Raw genomic sequence first — 19,597 nt, forward strand, 5'->3', positions numbered from 1 at the left:
TACAGTTCGTAAACTTACAGAAAAAACCTATGGCAGACAATGCGTGAAATATACTACATTCACTCAGGTGTAAGATATTATGGGATATTATACTATAGGAAGCGGTTACCTTTTCTGGTTCTTATATCACCTTTCAGTATTTAAGTTCTACCCTTAAAAATAAAGGTATTGTAATCTCTCTCTTAGCAAAGCTTCTCTCTCTATATCAGAGTATTCAATTTCATTATCAAACAGTTTTATATCTAACTCAATAATAAATATCATTTTTCTTAGAAAAAACCATTCAAAAAACTAGCTTATCTTAGCTAAATGCCGTATTATTGGACTGGCTTATTTTTAGTATCTCACCTGTTAAAAAAATAACACACAAACTTTCACAATCATGAGCACTTCGATTAATAAAGATCGCTTGTTTATAGCCAGTTGTATGGCTCTTATTACAACAGCGATGGCATTTGGTATTAGAGCAGGAGTTTTAGATAAGATTGGTACGCAATATGGTATCACTCCCCTAGAGTTAGGTTATATTGTAGGGACTGCTTTTTGGGGATTCACCTTGGGAATTATCTTTGGAGGCCCACTTTGTGACTTTGTAGGTATGAAAAGGCTAATCTATCTGGCATTTTTTGGCCACCTGATAGGTATTATCATGACTATTTTCTCAACCAGTTTCTGGTCTTTCTATATATCCACACTTTTTGTTGGAGTAGCAAACGGATTAGTTGAAGCAGTTTGTAATCCTCTGGTTACCTCTCTTTATACCAATAATAAAACTCAAAAACTTCATCAGTTCCACTTATGGTTCCCTGGTGGTATCCTGATTAGTACCTTAATTGTTTATCTGCTTAGCAACATATTAAATCTGGGCTGGCAGGTACAGATTGCAACTATGCTGATTCCGAATATCGCCTATGGTATTATGTTCTGGGGACAGGAATTTCCTCCTACCGAACGGGTAGCAGCAGGTGTAAGTAATAATGAGATGGTGAAAGCTTCTCTCTCCCCTCTCTTTATTTTTATGGTAATTTGCATGTTTCTTACAGCTACCACCGAATTTGGCCCTAACAACTGGATACCAACTTTTCTGAAAGGTGGTAGTGTTCCGTCTATTCTGCTTTTGACAGGTACTACACTGGTAATGGTTATCTGTAGGGCATTTGCAGGGAACTTTATCCATAAATTTGAGAATGCATGGGTATTATTATTTTCAGCTGTAGTCTCAGCATTAGGTATATGGATGATCAGTAAGACATCTGGTAATCTTGCCTTTGTTGCTTCACTAATATTTGGAGCAGGAGTAAGTTTCTTTTGGCCTACTATGTTAGGTTTTGTATCAGAAAATATACCTAAGACGGGTGCCTTGGGACTTGCAGTAATGGGAGGTGCCGGAATGTTGGCACAAGCCTTTGCTCTTCCAATTATTGGAGATATCTATGCAAATCTGCAAGATACCAAAATTGCTTCTGGCCTTAGTTCAGATGCGGCACAACTGGAAGCAGGTATGCAAACCTTGCAATATATAACGATCATCCCGCTCTTTCTGATAGCTGCATTTACCGGACTTGTCATATATAAGAGACGCAATAGCGCGGTGAAACAACAGTTGGCATAATTGGTCATACATACAATCTATCAACATCCTCATTCGTTTACTTTTATGTATAACAATGAGGATGTTTTATTATGTGCTATTGCTGAAATTAGTTCTTTATGAACAATTAAATATACTGTCTCCTACTATTGTATATTTTTCAAAATAAAAAATACTGTACTTTAACCTATACACTATTTGTCTAATACTCTGATTACTAACTTCTGTCTTTGTTCAGTATGAATTGTATTCAAATTTCAGGCTTTTGCCAATTATTGCTAAAGTTGGAAGATGAATCAAAATGCCATATCTTGCCACAGTACAATACAATAAAAAACAGTTTTAGTCTCAACTATGGGTTTACGAAACTGAAACTATTAATTCTGATAATGTCAAAAGCTTCTCTTTTCACTGTAACTATACTTCTTGGCTTATGTTTGTTTGCATGTACAAGCACCAAACAAAATAGTAGTGCTGACGAAAACAAAGCACTACATGGTACATATCGTATTGCTTTAATACCCAAAGGAACTACTCATTCATACTGGTTATCCGTACATGCGGGAGCAGAAAAAGCTGCCCAGGAACTGGGAGTAGAACTGATATGGCAAGGACCCCAAAAAGAAGATGATAAACAGGGACAAATTCAAACAGTACAACACTTTACATCACAGTCAGTAAATGCTATTGTATTAGCCCCCATTGATGTACATGATTTGGCTCCTTCAGTAGCCTCGGCCTCCAGGAAACATATACCTGTTATTATCATTGACTCAGATTTAGAATCACAGGACTTCCATTCTTTTATTGCTACTGATAACAAACTGGCAGGCAAGCTTTGTGCAAAACGTCTATGTGAACTGTTGGAAGGTAAAGGAAAAGTAGCCATGCTACGTTATCATGAAGGATCAGCCAGTGCAATGGCACGTGAAGATGGGTTTCTGGAAGGACTAAAAGAATATGGACCGTCAATCGAACTGGTATCAAGCAATCATTATGCAGGTGTCACAATAGAAAAATCTGTCCATGCCTCTCTGAACTTATTAAATAGCTGTAGTCAGCTGGATGGTATATTTACGCCAACAGAACTTACTACACAAGGGATGTTACAAGCCCTGGAAAAGCGGGGACAAGCAGGTCAGGTAAAATTTGTGGGTTTTGATTCCAATACAACATTGCTGGACGCACTGAAAAAGGATAAATTACATGGACTAGCCATACAGGATCCTTTTAAAATGGGATATGAAGGAGTAAAAACAGCTATTGCGATACTAAAAAATCAGCCTTTCGAAAAACATATCGATACTGGTATTATCATAGTGACTAAAGAAAATCTCAATGATCCTATGGTAACCGAACTACTCAATACCAATCTAAACAGATGGTTAAAAGAATAAGGTAACCATCTGTTTAGTAATTAAATACTATCTGTATTTAGGTGTATGTACATCCAGAAACTTCGAAGAAGCATTATTCCACCCTTCAATGGCTTTCTTGCGTCCATTATTTAACTGAGTAGTTGCACTATTGAAATCATTAATACCTTTGTTCATATCCTGAACCGCTTTATTATACTGAGCAACATCGTCTTTGGTTCTTTCTTTTTCACGTTTTGCTTCAAATGCCTTTCTGATCTTATCAAAGTTTTCTTCTTTCAAATAGAAATCTGTCATTACCGGAATCTGTGTAGTACATTCCTGAATATAGAATTGTAGTGCCTGCCGACATCCGCTTTCCAATGTATTATCACTAAATAAGGCAGGAGTGGCTTTCAATTTTTCAATTCCTTCCTGGCTGTACTTTAACAAAGTATTTTTACTCTGTTCAATAGCATTGATATCTTTCTTCTGAATTGCTTCACTCAAATACATTTCCTGCTTATAGCTTTTGAAGAAAATAAGATATACCACTCTATGATAATCTGTTATTTTCCCAGCTTTTGCAGCTTTCTCGGACAACTCATCTTTTGTATCAACCAGTTGAACATTATGGTCTTTGGCAAACAGTTTCTCTGTTAACTGAAGACGGTCATTGGCCTGTTCTATTTTTTCACTAGCAAGATCCTGAGCCAACAGATAAGCCTCCATAGCATCATACGATTGCTCTGCTACATCTTCCAGATTCACGATTTTGCCATAGTCTTCATTTAAGATATGTGAGGTAATCAAATAATAATTGGCTGTAGAATCGCGTAATGTCTTATCTCCTTCATAAGCAGGCATTGAACTTACCTTCTGACGGGCTTCTGCTACGGTTTTAATCAACTCCTTTCGGCGATTTTCAATCTTTCGGGCACTTTTTCCATGGCCAACTGCACTTGTATAACTAAGAAAGTCTTTTGTAATCTCCCGATGTTGCTGACTTATATAGGTCATATAAGAACCTGCCTGTTTGGGATTGTAATCCTGTGCATGTACTGAAATTTGTGTAATACTGAAAAAAGAAATAAAACAGAAAATGGAGTGTAATGTATATTTCATAAAGTGTTTAATATGTTTTAAAATAAAAACATGTTTGACGGTGTAATTTCCCCTAAAGATAATTCTTTTTTCAGAATCAATTATTTAGGGTGTTGGGAGAAGAGTTTGCCAGAATGTAATGAATTTGTCCATTCTTCTTATTTGCCTATAGCTTCAACTCAACAACACACTCACTCACAACATTTTATCTACAGACATTACTTACCCATACAGACCATATCTTATAATATTTTCTTTCAAATTCTCTTAATTTCTGGTAATGAGTTAGTTACTCACAATTTGCGAACTGAGGATGATTCATAGGGAAGAGTAATAACAATGGTATCTCCTACTTTGCATTGAGTAGGATTTTGTAGTGTGGAAGCACCACTATCCTGAAAGATCCGATGGGTGCTATCAGATGCATAGATAGTAAGAATCGAACCTCCTTCTACTATTTCTATTTTAGTAAGAATGCCTTTTAATTCTAAATGATGATATTGTTTTGGAGAAGATAATAGATCTGCGGGCCTCCCCTTCTTTATTATTTTCCCCTGTTCTATTTTTATTACAACATCGGCCATCTTACGAATCTCTTCTATATCATGGCTTACCAGAATGGTTGTAAGAGAAAAATGCCTGTGTAACCGAAGGGTTTCATCCTGTAAACGAGTTCTGGTTGCTTGATCCAGAGACGAAAAAGCTTCGTCCAAAAGAAGCAATGAAGGCTTACACACCAGGGTACGACACAAAGCCACACGCTGTTGTTGTCCGCCAGACAATGTACCTGGTTTTCGGGCGGCTAGTTGAGTCAGATCAGTCAGTTCCAAAAGTTCATCTACCCATCGTTTATCTCTATGATCAGCCAAGCCATATTCAATATTTTGTCGTACTGTCATATTGGGAAACAAGGCATATTCCTGAAACACCATCCCAACCCCTCTCTTTTGTGGACTTACATGAATGCCTTTTTTCTTATCAAACCAGATTTGTCCGTTTACCTCGATATGTCCATCATCAGGTTTCGTTAGCCCAGCAAGCATCCGAAGCAAGGTAGTCTTTCCAACACCCGAACTTCCATACAAAGCCACAACGGATCCGGTTTCAATCTGCATCTCTATCGTAAGCATTTGATTCCCTTCTGAGGTATGGATATATTTAGAGAGTTGGATATCAATCATAGGTGACATGAATAAACAACACAATGTGTCTCACTTAAAATAGTGTATGTGACTGAGTTCTTCGGGATAATCGATATAAAGCAATTAACAAGGCAAAGGAAAACAGTAATAAAGCCAAGGCATACTGATTAGCCTCTTTGTATTTCAGATCTTCTACCAGATCATAAATTACAATAGATGCTACACGCGTCTCACCGGGAATATTGCCTCCAATCATCAAAATCACGCCAAATTCTCCCATAGTATGTGCAAAGGTAAGTACAATACCACTTAGCAGAGAAGGTTTGATGTTCGGTAAAATCACTTTCCATAGAGTAGTCATCCGCGATTTGCCTAGAGTATAGGAAGCATCCAGTAGAATAGAGGGAAAATTTTCAAAGCCTGCCTGTATAGGATGTACCATAAAAGGCAAACTATATATTGTTGAGCCTATCAGAATGCCCGCAAAGGTAAAATTAAGTGAAACATGCAGATACTTCTCCAACCAGTGTCCCAGCATATTCTCGGGGCTGAATGTAACCAACAGATAGAACCCCAATACAGTAGGTGGTAATACCAGAGGTAAACTAATCAGGGCTTCTATAATGGGCTTGATCCGAAAACGGAAAAACGCCAGACCATATGCCAGAGGAATACTTAGTATCAATAAAATAAAGGTTGTACAAAAAGCCAGCTGACATGTCAGCAACAATGTTTCAAGATACTCTTCCATAAATCCATTTGTACCTGTTAGTATATACTACTTAGGAAGAGAAAAGCCAAACTTTTGTAATAGGGACTTAGCAGAGGGAGAGCTTATAAAAGTAGAAAATAGCTGTGTCCCTTTTTTCTTTTCACCACGCTTTAAAATTACATAAGCTTGTTCCAGAGGAGTATGTGTAGTATCTGGAATAACATAATACTTTCCCTGATTCTGAAGTTCAGGACTCATCACCAATGATAAGGCAACAATCCCAATGTCAGCAGCACCAACAGATATATATTGTGCAGTCTGTGAGATATTTTCACCTAATACTAGTTTAGACTTTATCTTATCATACAATTTGTAGTGAATGAGACTTTCCTTAGCCTTCTTTCCATAAGGAGCATGTTCCGGATTCGCAATCGCAATTTTGTTGATAGAAGGATCAAGCACTATATTCATACCTTTTGTCACTGGATTGAGTTTCTTGCTCCATAGTACAAGTTTCCCAATTGCATAGAGTTTCACAGAGGATGCAGTAAGTTTTTTTTCCTGTAGCTGTACCGGATACTCTTTATCAGCAGAGAAGAACATGTCAAAGGGAGCTCCATTGGAGATCTGATGGAAAAACTTACCCGAAGAACCATAGATAACAGTCACTTTATAAGATGGATACGTTTTTTTAAAGACGGTCACCAGTGAATCCATGGCAAATCGCAGATCAGCTGCCGCCGCAATAGTAATTTCTTCTTCTTTAGGAGTAGAAAGCTTTAAAGGAGATACTCCATTCGCAAACAATAAGAAGACAAGCAATCCAAGAATTGTATATTTCATTGTGTTGAAGTAGTTGCTTTCACAAAAATAAGGCATGAAAGATACTATCCTACTAAAAAAGGATTGCCTATTCAAACTCGTTGATAGAGAAAGTATCTGAATTTATAAAGGATCATTCTGTCTTGCTGAAAATCTGACAAGAATCATTTTTTAGTGTAGTAAATGTTACATAACGCATGGTTTAGAGAGCCTAATTTTGCTCTATATACTATTTTCATCTGAAACCAACTACTAACCATGAAAGTCGAACAAATCTATACAGGTTGCCTGGCAGAAGCAGCCTACTATATTGTATCAGACGGAGAAGCTGCTGTCATAGATCCGCTACGGGATATCCAACCTTTTATTGAACGGGCAAACCAGGATAATGTCATAATCAAATATGTTTTTGAAACACACTTTCATGCTGATTTCGTATCAGGACATTTAGATCTTGCCGAGAAAACCGGAGCAGATATTGTGTTTGGACCATCCGCACAACCTGCCTACCCAGCCCTTATCGCCGAAGACGGCCAAGAGTTTCGAATTGGTAAAATCAGTATTCGGGCCATTCATACACCTGGACACACCATGGAATCTACGTGTTATCTTTTGCTGGATGAACAAGGGAAGGAAGTAGCTATATTTACCGGAGATACCCTTTTTATTGGAGATGTAGGACGCCCGGATCTGGCGCAGCATGTAATCAGCGAACTAACAGAAGAAAAACTTGCCGGACATCTGTATGATTCTCTGCATACCAAAATACTTCCTTTACCTGATACGGTTATCATTTATCCAGGTCATGGAGCAGGCAGTGCCTGTGGTAAGAAAATGAGCAACGAAAGGACTGATACTCTCGGTAATCAGAAAAAACACAACTATGCACTAAATCCCAACCTTACCAAAAAACAATTTATTCAGCAAGTTCTGGATGGATTAATGCCCCCTCCTGGTTATTTTCCATATAATGTATTACTCAATATCAAAGGATATGAAAAGCTGGATAAGGTTATTGAACGAGGTAATAAGGCACTTTCTCCTGGTACATTTGAAGCTATAGCAAACACAACAGACGCTATTATACTGGATGTCAGACATGCACAGATTTTTGCCAAAGGATTCATTCCTAATTCGATCAATATAGGTCTGGACGGGCAGTTTGCGTCCTGGGCAGGAACACTGATACCCGATTTTAAACAACCGATTTTACTGGTCACAGAATCAGGAAAAGAACAGGAAACGATTACCCGTCTGGCACGTGTAGGGTATGATAACTGTATAGGTTATCTGGAGGGTGGTTTTGAAACCTGGAAAGTAGCTCAGATGGAAACGGATCAGATAGAATCCATTTCAGCAGAACAATTCTCGGAACTACTTATTGAAAACTCCAAGCTAGCAGTTTTAGATGTACGTAGAAGAAGCGAATACAATTCTGAGCACATTGTAGGTGCTGAAAATCTACCTTTAGACTTTCTTAATCAATACATGTCACAAATCAAGCCTGAACAAACATATTATGTGCATTGTGCAGGTGGCTATCGATCTATGACAGCTATTTCTATATTAAAAGCTCGTGGCTTTCAAAATTTGGTAGATGTAAAAGGTGGGTTTTCTGCCATTAAGTCTGTTAATAAAGTTCCTTTAACAGAGTATGTCTGCCCTACAACTCTTCTATAAAAGGATAGCTCACTCCATCCTGTCAACTGTTTTTTTTACAGGATGGAGCAAAGAGAAAAATAAGCATCCTTCCAATCTCTCCTGCTATTCTCATCACAATCTATTTCAGTCTTATCTGAAATCTCTGCTCATTCTTCTTAAAGGCATGCTTTTTTTGAGAGTTAAACAAATGTCTTTTTTATACTCTCTTTATATCCTGTTTTGTTTATTGACAGTTGTTTTCAGATAATTTCCCTGAATAATATTCAGGATGGTGCATAGTTTCAAACAAAACAGCCTTATAAATTATGCTATACTATTTAATTGACGATGACGAGACCTCCCGACTAATATTTGAAAAACAACTCGAAAAAACAGTCGGTAAAAATCAGCTTCTTTCTATTCCTGTTGAATACACCCATCCACTATACACATCAGATACAGAAAGTAACAAACAAGCTGAGCCCTTTCCAACAGATACACAATCAAAAGTAAAAGTAAAGCTACAAAGTTTTTCTTCTGCTGTTTCTGCTCTTACTCTTATTCGCAAGCACTTTCTTTTGGGTAACTATACCTCTTTACCAGACTGGATATTTCTTGATATTATTATGCCTGGTATTGATGGATGGCAATTTCTGGATAAATTGATGGAATTATTCAGAACTGTTCCCAGTGCCAAAGACACAGGCATCAAAGTAGGCGTTTGTCTGCTTACAGCATATGTAAATCAATATGATCTTCAGCGTGCACAGCAATATCCACTTGTTAAAGATTGCTTATTAAAACCCCTTACGGCTATAGATTTAAAGCTGGTTACCCAGATTTAACATGTACCTGTTAGCGGAGGCACCATCTTTTACATTCTATATAAAGATATTTGGACTGTTGCGATGTTTATTACAGGTCTCTGAATATCTATCGGAATACGGGTAACTAAATGAAAGGAGGGTTTATGCAAATGACCTACTCACAACCAGCAAACCTTCAGTGGTTGCTCAATAAAGTGCAGAAGGACTCAGAATTAAAGAATATGTTTGTCTATCATCTCCAATTGGCGATACACTATCAGAATGGATGTGATGAACAAATTGACAATCTTCAGAATCAGGACTTTCAGGAAAGCCTCACTTTGATGAGGCATCTATATGAGGCCAGTCACGAATTATTACATTTTTATATAACACAGAACCTGTCCTATAGGTCCTTTGCAAATGATATAATGCAAATCGTTGACAGACCTGCAGCAGAACTTGAAAGTGTTCTTCAGCAACTGGACATTCACAGACAGATAGATGATCAGATAAGTGAAAATAAAGGACTAACAAATCATGAAGGAGCAGCACCTCCTATGAACGACCAGCAAAGAGTTATTCCAAGGTCCTGAGAAATTCTACAGCAAAAAAATAGCTAAACAGCATAAAAATTGTGCACTCCACACTTTGGAAAATAAGTGTGGAAGTATAGCTACATACTCAATACTCATAGCTTTCCAAGAGGCATCCTTTTTTAGGCATAGTTAATACAACCTATAAAAATTAACTAGCTATGAGAAGAGATGGAAAAACAACCAGCCTATGGCAAGACCAGATACCTGATTATGAGTCAGACAACCAAGCCCTGAAATCTGGTAAAATTTATGATGTATTGGTCGTTGGAGGAGGGATCACAGGTATAACAACAGCCCTTCTATTACAAAAATCTGGTAAGAATTGTATAGTTGCAGAAGCAAACTCTATTGGGTTTGGAACTACAGGAGGAACTACAGCCCATCTGAATACCATGCTTGATACGGATTACCATACCCTAATCAGTAATTTCGATGAGAAAAGTGCTCAAATGGTAGCCGGGATTACCCGTGAAGCTATTGAAATGATCAGGCAACTGGCTAACAGCTATCAGGCAAACTGTGAATTTAAAGAATTACCTGGGTATCTCTTTGCTCAGGATGAAGAACAGGCAAAGTATATAGACAAAATAGTTGAGGCGTCCCGTAAAGCAGGAATTTCCATCGAATATACAAATCAGATTCCAATAAATGTTTCATTTCAGAAGGCACTGGTCTTTGATAAACAAGCACAGTTTCATCCTACCCGCTATCTATATGCCCTGGCAAACGCCTTTGAAAAAGCAGGCGGAACCTTATTGCAAGACTGCAAAGTAACAAATATCGAGGAAGGAGATATTATTCAGGTACCCACTTCTCAGGGAACTATTCAGGCCAGACAAGTAGTATATGCTACACATATACCTCCTGGTGTGAATCTGTTGCACTTCCGTTGCGCTCCTTATCGAAGTTATGTATTGGCTGTAACACTAAACAATGAGGCACAATACCCGGACGCTTTAGTATATGACATGCAGGATCCTTACCATTATTATCGCACTCAGGACATAGATGGTAAACGTTATCTGATTGTGGGTGGAGAGGATCATAAAACAGCGCATATGGAAAATACAGAAACTTGCTTCCGTAATCTGGAAAGCCATGTAAGACAGTATTTTGATGTAGATCAGATTGCATTCCGATGGTCGTCCCAATATTTTGAAACAACCGACGGCTTACCTTATATAGGACATTTACCAGGAGCGTCTGACAATATCTATGTTGCTACAGGCTTCAGTGGAAATGGTATGACACTTGGTACAGTGGCAGCTATTGTACTCAATGAACTGCTCACTACAGGTCAAAGCCCTTATAAAGATTTGTTTGCTCCCGGCAGAGTAAAACCAGTAGCAGGATTTACTTCTTTTGTGAAAGAACAGGCAGATGTTATAAAGGAATTCGCCAGTAAATGGTTTTCTCAGAGTGATCTTGGAGAGTTGGCAGATCTGGCACATGATGAAGCCCGGGTTGTGGAATACGAAGGCACCTCCATAGCTATGTACAAAGACGAATATGGACGCATACATGCTGTAAATCCGACATGCCCTCATGCCAAATGTGCTGTAGCCTGGAATAGTACTGAAAAAAGCTGGGATTGCCCATGTCATGGATCTCGTTTCTCCTGTGATGGCGAACTCCTGACGGGACCAGCACGTAGTAATCTGGAAAAAATCAATATAGATGAACTGGAAGAAGCAGATGGAGAATAAATACAAAACAGGTACAAGCATCAATTTGTACCTGTTTTTATTTATTTAACTACATACTCACTATTCGCCATTGAAATTAAACCATTTCCTATCATATCGTCTAATTACTCTCCTGATTATTAAACAGTCTATAAATACTAATTGTAGGTAAAAATAACCTGCCTGTCGAAAATAAACTACAAAAAGCTTAAACCAATTGCAGGAGTCTAACAATTTTTTGTACTTTATAAATAAAACATCTTCCCTGTCAGAAAATGTCTTTTTAAATGCTACCCAAACACCTAATCATTCAAAAGCTGGTATATCCCTGGTAAACCATTGGGAACCAGAGTATAAACGTATTTGTCAACCTATTCCCCATTGCTATATGGAACAGCCACTACTCACAAGACGTAATTTCCTGGGAACTGTAACTACAGCCTTGACAGGAGCAGTTCTATTGCCACAATCTGTTTTCAGTGCTCCTGCTATTCTGAAAAATCTGGGTAAGCCCAATTCAAAATTCAATGGAGTTCAGATAGGTGTAATCACATATTCATTCAGAAGTTTGCCAAGCAATGCAGAACAAATTCTCCAATACTGCATTGAGTGTAATATCAGCGCTATCGAACTGATGGGAAACGTAGCAGAAGCATTTGCAGGAGCACCCCATGCTTCTACAGAGCCGATGCAGCCCTTCAGAGGAACTCCAGGTCAACGACCAGAACTAACACCTGAGCAAAAAGCTGAACAGGCAGCCAAGGCCAAAGACATAGCAGACTGGCGGACAAAAGTTGCTATGGATAAATTTGAACAGCTTCGTAGCATGTACAAAGCTGCTGGAGTAAGCATATATGCATATAAACCTAATGCATTTGGAGTTAACAATACAGATAGCGAAATTGACTATGGTATGCGGGCAGCAAAAGCATTGGGAGCCACCCATGTTACCCTGGAAATGCCAACAGATTCAGTTCAAACCCAGCGTCTCGCGAACATAGCAGCTAAACATAAAGTCCTGGTTGCATACCATGGACACCTTCAGCAAACTCCTACCTTATGGGATGTTGCCTTGGGACAATCCAAATACAATGCCCTAAACTGTGATCTGGGACATTACACCGCAGCAGGATACAATGCCTTGGAACTACTTGAGGCTAAACACGACCGTATTGCAAGTGTCCATTTGAAAGACAGACAAAATCCTGATCATGGAAAAGAAAATCTCCCCTGGGGCACAGGAGACACACCTCTTAAAGATATATTACAACTCATGCGGAAAAACAAGTACACATTTCCGGGAACAATTGAACTGGAATATCAGATACCTGAAGGTTCCACAGCAGTCAAGGAAGTTGCCAAGTGTGTAGAATACTGCCGCCAAACACTTGAAAAAAACGGATAGGAATGTAGTCCTGAAACAAAAAAAGACGTTGGTGTAATTGATTATACCAACGTCTTTTTTTGTTTTATTATGTCAGAATAAGAAGTAGAAATACCTTCTTATTGGCATCTTACATATAAATTGTAAAATAACATACAGCTAATAGTATCAGGATCACTCTGCAATAGAAGATCCAACCAACCGTTTTATTTCTTAAAAAAGAATACGATAACAAAGTGACCAAATTGATATAAGTAGTTTTCATGGGATGGATAAAGATAAAATTTGTAAAACGTAAATAAATACTTACACACTATTCATATTGCTACTCTGATCTGTCAAAGCTCTGTAACCTTGCGACAGTCTTTCATAATACTATACTTATATCCGTTTCGACTTAAAAAAGTAAGCGATTTCCGAAAAAAATCTTACATAAATCTGACATATATTTTTACACACACACAATAGTCTGTCTGTAGTCTTTAGTTATATTCAGGTCCAATTATTTTTAGCCTTGCTTTTATTCTTGTATTTCTACATTTGACATATCTTTCCTAAAAAGTACATGGGTAATAAAGCCAGAATTCCAGACTCCGAAAATCCACGCGTAGTAATCGTTGGTGGCGGATTTGCAGGTATAGAGCTAGCAAAATCGCTGAACGGAGTAAATGTACAGGTAGTACTGATTGATAAAACCAATCACCATACCTTTCAGCCTCTTTTGTATCAGGTATCTACAGCCGGACTGGAAGCTGAATCTATTGTTTACCCCTTCCGAAAGATCTTTGATGAACAACCCAATTTCTTTTTTCGTCTGGCTCAGGTGATTTCTGTTGATACCCAGACTCAGGTTGTAGAAACCTCTATTGGATTTCTGCGATATGACTATCTGGTAATTGCCACAGGAGCGACCACTAATTTTTATGGGAACAAAGAAATTGAAAAGAATTCAATTCCTATAAAAAATATCATTGATGCCCTCTCACTTCGTAACACGATTCTATCCAACTTTGAAAAAGCATTACAAATTGAAGATGATGAACAGTTAAACAGTCTGATTGATTTTGTAATCGTTGGAGGAGGTCCTACAGGAGTAGAGTTGGCAGGAGCACTAAGCGAACTGCGTAAACATGTATTTCCGAACGATTACAAAGAACTGGACTTCCTGAAAATGGACATTCATATTATACAGAGTGGTCCACGTATATTGAATGGTATGTCAGAGGAAGCATCACTGAAAGCACTACAGTTCTTAGAGAATCTGAATGTAAAGGTGTGGCTCAACAGACGGGTAGAATCATATGATGGATACACTGTAGTGCTCGATTCTGGTGAAAAACTGATTACTCGTACACTCATCTGGGCAGCAGGTGTATCTGGAGCCCCTATCGAAGGACTGGATAAAAAATGTATTCTCAAAGGGTCACGCATACAGGTAGATGAATATAGCAAAGTTGTTGGGTATACTAATATTTTTGCCATTGGAGATATTGCAGCAATGGTTACACCTGACAATCCTCAGGGACATCCAATGATGGCCCAACCTGCTATCCAGCAAGGCAGGCTTTTAGGTGAGAATCTGACCTGTATCCTCACTGGCAAACCGTTAAAGCCCTTTCACTATAAAGATCAAGGATCTATGGCTACTATTGGACGTCATCGGGCTGTTGCAGATCTGAAAATCAACAAAAAGGAATATAAAATGCAGGGTTGGTTTGCCTGGTTTATCTGGATGTTTGTCCATCTTATATCCATCATTGGCTTTCGGAACCGCCTGTTTGTATTTCTTAACTGGATATGGAGTTATATAAGTTATGATAAAGGTATACGCCTCATCATTGGCAATCCTAAATCCAATAAGCCTGTAGAAGAAGAAGTTCCCAAAGCACTTAACTAGCTAATGGAGAGGTGACACTGTTGATTTAATGGTTTTCTCACTAGACTACCAGCCAGATAAGGCTAACATAAGGCTTTGCAAATCCTGGTTAATAGAACGTACAGAAGACTGCAGTTGATTTAACATATTGGCTCTGGTATGGAGGTCATCTTGCTGATACTCTCCGCCAGGGCCAAAATATAAGGTTACTTCCCGGCTGTTCATCCCATTCAGTGCATATGCCTGCCATCGCTTCCGAATATTTTGAATAACAGATATTTGAGCTGTATTGCTAAATGACTTCTCATTTAACATATACCATACAAAAGGAGAATATACAGAAGAGTTATGGTTTTCGTTCCAAATATCTGTAAGCAGATTGCGTTTATGTTCTACAAACAAGGTTCTATGCGATGAAAATGCAGCCATCCCTCCCAATACAGCACTTATAAGTCCACCTCCAATGCCTACTACTTTGTTCGTTTGTTCATTATCAACCAAAGCAGTCGCGCCTGTAGTGACAGCTCCAGTAACGATAGATAATATGGTCAGCTTTCTGATTCGTTTTTCATCTTTCTGATCCAGGTAAGTTGCCAGCTGATCGGCATGTTCTCCGGCACAATCCAGTTCGGCAGCCAGACTTGCAATCTCCGTAGAAGCCAGATGCAAACGGCTCTGTATTTTGCTTTGTATAATAGTTTGTTCTAATCGGGTATCTGTTGTAACATTTTTCCTGGCTCTCATCCACTGTTGCAGCAAAGGAATAATTCCAACAGCATTGGCAACCAGAAGATCATGTCGGGAAAATCGCCGGACCAGACTTGTATCTTCATTCAGGATTGATTCAATATTAGATTTAGGGAAATACAGTGTATCGTATGTATAACTAAGAGCAGGTGCACAATAATCTGCAGATCGAATCCCTGACCTGTTCTGAGAAAAAGAGACAGAACTGATAGTCACAGCAATCAGGTTCACATATATAACCTTATAAATCAGACATTTGCACATAGTATGCATACTATTCGGAGTATAGATAAGTCTTTCTACTACTTGCTTTTATACACCTCTAAGGTTATATGTTGCTATATGCATAAAAGACGAAGAAAGATTTATTGCAATAATAAGAGAAAAGCACCTCGAATGTAATCTCAAACACCTATTATAAAATAAATCAGGGTTTGCAGAAACATACTCCGTTGCAAACCCTGAAATAAAATGGTACAATGCCAACTCTACTCGATCAGTTCATATGTTTTGTATTCAGCCTTCCAGATAGCAATCACATCACTTAGTCCTACCCACATTTCTCCATGGTCCGGATTATCACTTACCAGCAATAAACGCCCTTCTTCATATTTACGAACCCGCTTTACAATCAGCATGCCTGTTCGCAAGGATAGTACATGAACTCCCTGGGCATACTGCCAGTTACCATCTTCTACCCAGGTACACAATATGCGACAACCCGGCTTGATGGCAGGATACATGGAATAGTTGATTACCTTAAAAACGACAGTCTTTCCATCATAACGTACACCTGGTTCTTTTACCACACTCTCCTGCTCCAAATTGGAAAGTTCTTTCCAGTCATAGACAAAACTACCATCTACATTTTCCAGAAAGGTTGCACTCACAGACAAAGGAATGATAGGAATTCGGAGACGTTTTATCTGTCTGTCATTCAAACGATCTATTTCTGCAATATTGACTTCTCGAGTATGGGTCTCTGCTCCTTCGGGTTCTATTCCTTCTTCAATAAAATCTACAGTGGTATGATACAAACTTGCCAGTGCATCCAGAATATGGCGTTTGATCTTAATAGAGGAATCTGATTCATACGCATCAATACGACCGTGAGATAGCCCTATTTTTTCTGATACTTCTCTTAAAGTAAGGCCAGATTGCCGACGAAGTTTTGATAAACGAATAGCGCGGTTTTGAGACATAGAAAACAAGTAAGTAAGCGAATGAAAAAAATTAATCAGACCTATTGAAATGTAATAGGATTAACTAGCACAAAAACCAATACAAAAACAATACATCTAGCGCCTGTCAGGTTTTAACGTATTAAAAACAAGATTTCTCTCTTTAAAACTATGAACTAAAGAACAATATACTACAACTAAATACAACTCTTCAACGGCAAAAATAATAAACAACAATACTTTTCAATAAAAAACTATTAAAAACAGAAAACTAAATTATGCATACTGCTGACCACTAACACATTACTTCCTACATAAACAGAAAGCCCTGACTTAATAAATCAGAGCTTTTTGTTTGATAATGACGGTGACAGGTATGATGTCTACTGTTTGATAATACGGGATGAAGCTTTTCGCCCGTTGCGTGTTGTATATGTGAGACAGTATTGACCAGAAGGCAACAAGGAAGTATTCACATAACATTTGTTACCTTGGGTTGTATAAGGCAACTTATATGGTGCAGCTAACAGCGTATAAGCCACTACTGAACGAATGGTGGCAGCATCCTCTATCTCAATAATTAAATAATTACCACTGGGATTAGGATATAATAATCCAAAGTTATTGGTATTTCTCTCTGTGGCAGTAGGTCCAGGAGATATGTAGGCTATCTTATACCCCAGATCTTTTCGGAATGAAGGCAAAAGAACAGTAAGAGAATCTGTTGTCGCTGTAATCTGGCTCTGGCCTATCAAATCACCTGTCACCGGATTCATAAATGAGACGTCATAGATTCCTTTCTCCATCTTTCCAACCTTTAGGGAAGCACTACTGATTACGGTAATAGTTGTAGAGTCAGCCCACTCACCATAGGTTGTATTGTTTACATACCCATATGCCTTTTTAGTACCTGTAAACCCCAATGCCTCCAATGGACGAATGGTCACATTGGTAAACTGAATCTGACCAAACTGTACCCAATCCTGGCCTGAATTATAGAGACGAATTACATGTTGTCCGGCAGGGATAGAGCCTATCGTAAATGATCCCTTAGCCGTAACATTACAGGTTGTTTTCAGTGTATTATCAACATAGACCTCTATCGTCTTGGTTCCGGAACCAGATAGGTCGTTGACCTGCAATGTAACAGAGCCTGTACCTTGAAAAGTAACTGTAAATCGAAGATCCCTGTTACGATTCTGCCAGGAGCCGTGAATATAATTTGTCAAAGTGGCTGTGTTGGAGGCAGTACCTGAGGCATCAATAGTACTTGTAAATGGGTCTGGACTGTTGGTTCCCGACCAATCTGACACTCCGGGAGCGACATTGACTGTACCTACTATGGCCGGATTATTGGCAAACGGAATTTTACGAGATATACCATCTGTTTCACTTACAATATCTATCCCATTCATAAACTGGCTGAGTGGCTTATACATACTGTATAAGCCTTTGGCTTCAATATAAATATCCCAAAACCAGAACATAGCAGGTGCTCCACTCATCATACTCGTCCACATGGTTTTGCGCACATGATCTCCCCAGTTATCCGGATGTGAGCCATTCTGCGGATATTCAGTTCCACTGCCAAACTCTCCATTCATCATGGATTTGGTATAGGGAATAAATGTTTGTATCTGGTTATATACAACCTTCTCAATACTACCTGAATAGGTATGCCACTGAAGCTGATCCATGGCAACATTGTCATTCAACAAAGGAAGAGTAGAATTATCTTTCCCACTACTGGTATTGACAATATGTTGGTTTACATCAATAGATTTCAGATACTGACTCATTTCGTCATGCCAGTTATCAATAGCTGTATTTGTCCCGTCTGAATATTCTACCTCATTAAACAACTCGCAGCTCATAATAGAGCGCGAATATCCCCATCTAGCTACAATGTAACGATACATTTTCTGCGTTTGCTTTTTGGCATCTGCATTGGTAAAAAAATCACCTGCATTGGAAAGAAAACCACCATTGGCTATGTTATATGGATTATCAGCCCACTCGGAATTGACCTTAGTTGAATACTGGCCATGATGTTGCATTACCAGTTGCATGTAAACTCCATTGGCTTCACACAATGCTATTGTTGAATCGAGTATACCTGCAGCAGACTGATTATACCTTCCCAATCCATTGTACCAATCCGACCAGTGTCCAGGCTTCCATTCGAGTGCCTGTCGGGCAAAGTCAGTAAGCCAGTATCGCATCCAGTTCACTCCATTGGGATTCATATGCTGTGTAATCCATGTGTGATAAAAATCTACCAGATTTCTATTGTTCCAACATAGATTGTACCCTACCGGATAATAGGGTGTCTGATTATCAAAACGCATAAACTGTTTATTACCAGCATCAATCCGAACAAAACCTTTTGCACTACCTGCTGTCACAGTAAAAGATATAGGATCAGAAACAGTCGTTGTGCCATCCACAATCTTTATCCTGATTTGATAACTGCCTGCCAGCACAGGTGTATAACGAAGCTTCCAGGAAGCTCCTGTAGTACTTTCAGTAGCTGAGTTGATACTGAATATTGCAGGAATGTAATAAAAGCAGGGGACCAGTACAGTTTTATTTTCAGGTGTTATTATTTCAGCATCTACTTTTACAATATCCGGATCATAAGGATTGCTATATATTTGATTAATCTGAAAGGTTAGTTCAACCTTCTCATACTGCTGAAATGATGTTTTATTAAGAACAGGGAATTGAATAACGCCTGCAACAACTGTATAGGTATGAAATAAACACACACTTACTATAGAAAAGAGTCTCTTCATAAGAGATTAATTTAATGGAGAAGTCTGTATAAAACCTGATTTGATAAGTGGAGTCCAATTGCAATACAGGAGACAATTGTTTGGATTAACTTTTCTAACTACCAATCTATTTGTGGAAATAAGTTTACCACAAATAGATTGGTAAAAAAGATAAGTA

General features: G+C 38.5%; 15 protein-coding genes. 8 read left to right on the forward strand and 7 right to left on the reverse strand.

Annotation, left to right across the window (positions count from 1 at the left end; genetic code table 11):
• The first annotated feature begins 382 nt into the window (after positions 1-382).
• Entirely contained in the window at positions 383-1,612 is a 1,230-nt protein-coding gene (locus QNI22_RS29495; RefSeq protein ID WP_314516540.1) for an MFS transporter, read from the forward strand.
• Between the two features lie 368 nt (positions 1,613-1,980).
• Positions 1,981-2,988 (forward strand): ABC transporter substrate-binding protein, encoded by a 1,008-nt coding sequence (locus QNI22_RS29500; RefSeq protein WP_314516542.1) that lies wholly within the window; start codon positions 1,981-1,983, stop codon positions 2,986-2,988.
• Positions 2,989-3,015: 27 nt separating this feature from the next.
• Here the strand turns inward: QNI22_RS29500 and QNI22_RS29505 are convergent, their stop codons facing one another.
• The 4 genes from QNI22_RS29505 to modA form a co-directional block, all read right to left on the reverse strand.
• Positions 3,016-4,071, reverse strand: a complete 1,056-nt coding sequence (locus tag QNI22_RS29505) for an LIC11966 family surface protein (RefSeq protein ID WP_314516544.1) — start codon at positions 4,069-4,071, stop codon at positions 3,016-3,018.
• A 272-nt stretch (positions 4,072-4,343) separates the two neighbouring features.
• Positions 4,344-5,231 (reverse strand): ABC transporter ATP-binding protein, encoded by an 888-nt coding sequence (locus tag QNI22_RS29510; RefSeq protein WP_314516545.1) that lies wholly within the window; start codon positions 5,229-5,231, stop codon positions 4,344-4,346.
• 34 nt (positions 5,232-5,265) lie between these two features.
• Positions 5,266-5,943, reverse strand: a complete 678-nt coding sequence (modB, locus tag QNI22_RS29515; protein WP_314516547.1) for a molybdate ABC transporter permease subunit — start codon at positions 5,941-5,943, stop codon at positions 5,266-5,268.
• 27 nt (positions 5,944-5,970) lie between these two features.
• A complete protein-coding gene (gene modA / locus QNI22_RS29520) occupies positions 5,971-6,747 on the reverse strand; it encodes a molybdate ABC transporter substrate-binding protein (RefSeq protein ID WP_314516549.1) in 777 nt (258 codons plus the stop codon).
• Between the two features lie 237 nt (positions 6,748-6,984).
• On the opposite strand from modA, the gene QNI22_RS29525 reads away from it, so the two are divergent.
• The 6 genes from QNI22_RS29525 (at position 6,985) to QNI22_RS29550 (ending at position 14,738) form a co-directional block, all read left to right on the forward strand.
• Positions 6,985-8,406: an MBL fold metallo-hydrolase gene (locus QNI22_RS29525; RefSeq protein ID WP_314516550.1), complete on the forward strand. Its 1,422-nt coding sequence runs from the start codon at positions 6,985-6,987 to the stop codon at positions 8,404-8,406.
• Between the two features lie 287 nt (positions 8,407-8,693).
• A complete protein-coding gene (locus QNI22_RS29530) occupies positions 8,694-9,212 on the forward strand; it encodes a response regulator (protein ID WP_314516551.1) in 519 nt (172 codons plus the stop codon).
• Between the two features lie 125 nt (positions 9,213-9,337).
• On the forward strand, positions 9,338-9,769 hold the full coding sequence (locus tag QNI22_RS29535; RefSeq protein ID WP_314516552.1) for a hypothetical protein: 432 nt from the start codon (positions 9,338-9,340) through the stop codon (positions 9,767-9,769).
• A 161-nt stretch (positions 9,770-9,930) separates the two neighbouring features.
• Positions 9,931-11,478 carry an FAD-dependent oxidoreductase gene (locus QNI22_RS29540; RefSeq protein ID WP_314516553.1) on the forward strand — a complete coding sequence of 516 codons (1,548 nt, stop codon included), beginning with the start codon at positions 9,931-9,933 and terminating at the stop codon, positions 11,476-11,478.
• Between the two features lie 367 nt (positions 11,479-11,845).
• Positions 11,846-12,862 carry a sugar phosphate isomerase/epimerase family protein gene (locus QNI22_RS29545; protein ID WP_314516554.1) on the forward strand — a complete coding sequence of 339 codons (1,017 nt, stop codon included), beginning with the start codon at positions 11,846-11,848 and terminating at the stop codon, positions 12,860-12,862.
• A gap of 544 nt (positions 12,863-13,406) precedes the next feature.
• Positions 13,407-14,738, forward strand: a complete 1,332-nt coding sequence (locus tag QNI22_RS29550) for an NAD(P)/FAD-dependent oxidoreductase (RefSeq protein WP_314516555.1) — start codon at positions 13,407-13,409, stop codon at positions 14,736-14,738.
• Between the two features lie 45 nt (positions 14,739-14,783).
• Here the strand turns inward: QNI22_RS29550 and QNI22_RS29555 are convergent, their stop codons facing one another.
• The 3 genes from QNI22_RS29555 to QNI22_RS29565 all read right to left on the reverse strand — a co-directional run bounded on the left by QNI22_RS29555 (position 14,784) and on the right by QNI22_RS29565 (position 19,440).
• Entirely contained in the window at positions 14,784-15,728 is a 945-nt protein-coding gene (locus QNI22_RS29555) for a hypothetical protein (protein WP_314516557.1), read from the reverse strand.
• A gap of 224 nt (positions 15,729-15,952) precedes the next feature.
• On the reverse strand, positions 15,953-16,666 hold the full coding sequence (locus QNI22_RS29560) for an XRE family transcriptional regulator (RefSeq protein WP_313987327.1): 714 nt from the start codon (positions 16,664-16,666) through the stop codon (positions 15,953-15,955).
• A gap of 362 nt (positions 16,667-17,028) precedes the next feature.
• Positions 17,029-19,440 (reverse strand): DUF5060 domain-containing protein, encoded by a 2,412-nt coding sequence (locus QNI22_RS29565; protein ID WP_314516558.1) that lies wholly within the window; start codon positions 19,438-19,440, stop codon positions 17,029-17,031.
• Between the last annotated feature and the right edge of the window lie 157 nt (positions 19,441-19,597).

Origin of the sequence: Xanthocytophaga agilis, from assembly GCF_030068605.1 — a bacterium.
GTDB classification, from domain to species: Bacteria; Bacteroidota; Bacteroidia; order Cytophagales; family 172606-1; genus Xanthocytophaga; species Xanthocytophaga agilis.

Excerpts from the sequence above, each read along its gene's own strand:
- QNI22_RS29555 (WP_314516557.1), bottom strand. The coding sequence starts at position 15,728 with ATGTGCAAATGTCTGATTTATAAGGTTATATATGTGAACCTGATTGCT.
- QNI22_RS29530 (WP_314516551.1), top strand. The coding sequence starts at position 8,694 with ATGCTATACTATTTAATTGACGATGACGAGACCTCCCGACTAATATTT.
- QNI22_RS29525 (WP_314516550.1), top strand. The coding sequence starts at position 6,985 with ATGAAAGTCGAACAAATCTATACAGGTTGCCTGGCAGAAGCAGCCTAC.
- QNI22_RS29500 (WP_314516542.1), top strand. The coding sequence starts at position 1,981 with ATGTCAAAAGCTTCTCTTTTCACTGTAACTATACTTCTTGGCTTATGT.
- QNI22_RS29510 (WP_314516545.1), bottom strand. The coding sequence starts at position 5,231 with ATGATTGATATCCAACTCTCTAAATATATCCATACCTCAGAAGGGAAT.
- QNI22_RS29545 (WP_314516554.1), top strand. The coding sequence starts at position 11,846 with ATGGAACAGCCACTACTCACAAGACGTAATTTCCTGGGAACTGTAACT.
- QNI22_RS29565 (WP_314516558.1), bottom strand. The coding sequence starts at position 19,440 with ATGAAGAGACTCTTTTCTATAGTAAGTGTGTGTTTATTTCATACCTAT.
- QNI22_RS29535 (WP_314516552.1), top strand. The coding sequence starts at position 9,338 with ATGCAAATGACCTACTCACAACCAGCAAACCTTCAGTGGTTGCTCAAT.
- QNI22_RS29540 (WP_314516553.1), top strand. The coding sequence starts at position 9,931 with ATGAGAAGAGATGGAAAAACAACCAGCCTATGGCAAGACCAGATACCT.
- QNI22_RS29550 (WP_314516555.1), top strand. The coding sequence starts at position 13,407 with ATGGGTAATAAAGCCAGAATTCCAGACTCCGAAAATCCACGCGTAGTA.
- modB (WP_314516547.1), bottom strand. The coding sequence starts at position 5,943 with ATGGAAGAGTATCTTGAAACATTGTTGCTGACATGTCAGCTGGCTTTT.
- QNI22_RS29505 (WP_314516544.1), bottom strand. The coding sequence starts at position 4,071 with ATGAAATATACATTACACTCCATTTTCTGTTTTATTTCTTTTTTCAGT.
- modA (WP_314516549.1), bottom strand. The coding sequence starts at position 6,747 with ATGAAATATACAATTCTTGGATTGCTTGTCTTCTTATTGTTTGCGAAT.
- QNI22_RS29560 (WP_313987327.1), bottom strand. The coding sequence starts at position 16,666 with ATGTCTCAAAACCGCGCTATTCGTTTATCAAAACTTCGTCGGCAATCT.
- QNI22_RS29495 (WP_314516540.1), top strand. The coding sequence starts at position 383 with ATGAGCACTTCGATTAATAAAGATCGCTTGTTTATAGCCAGTTGTATG.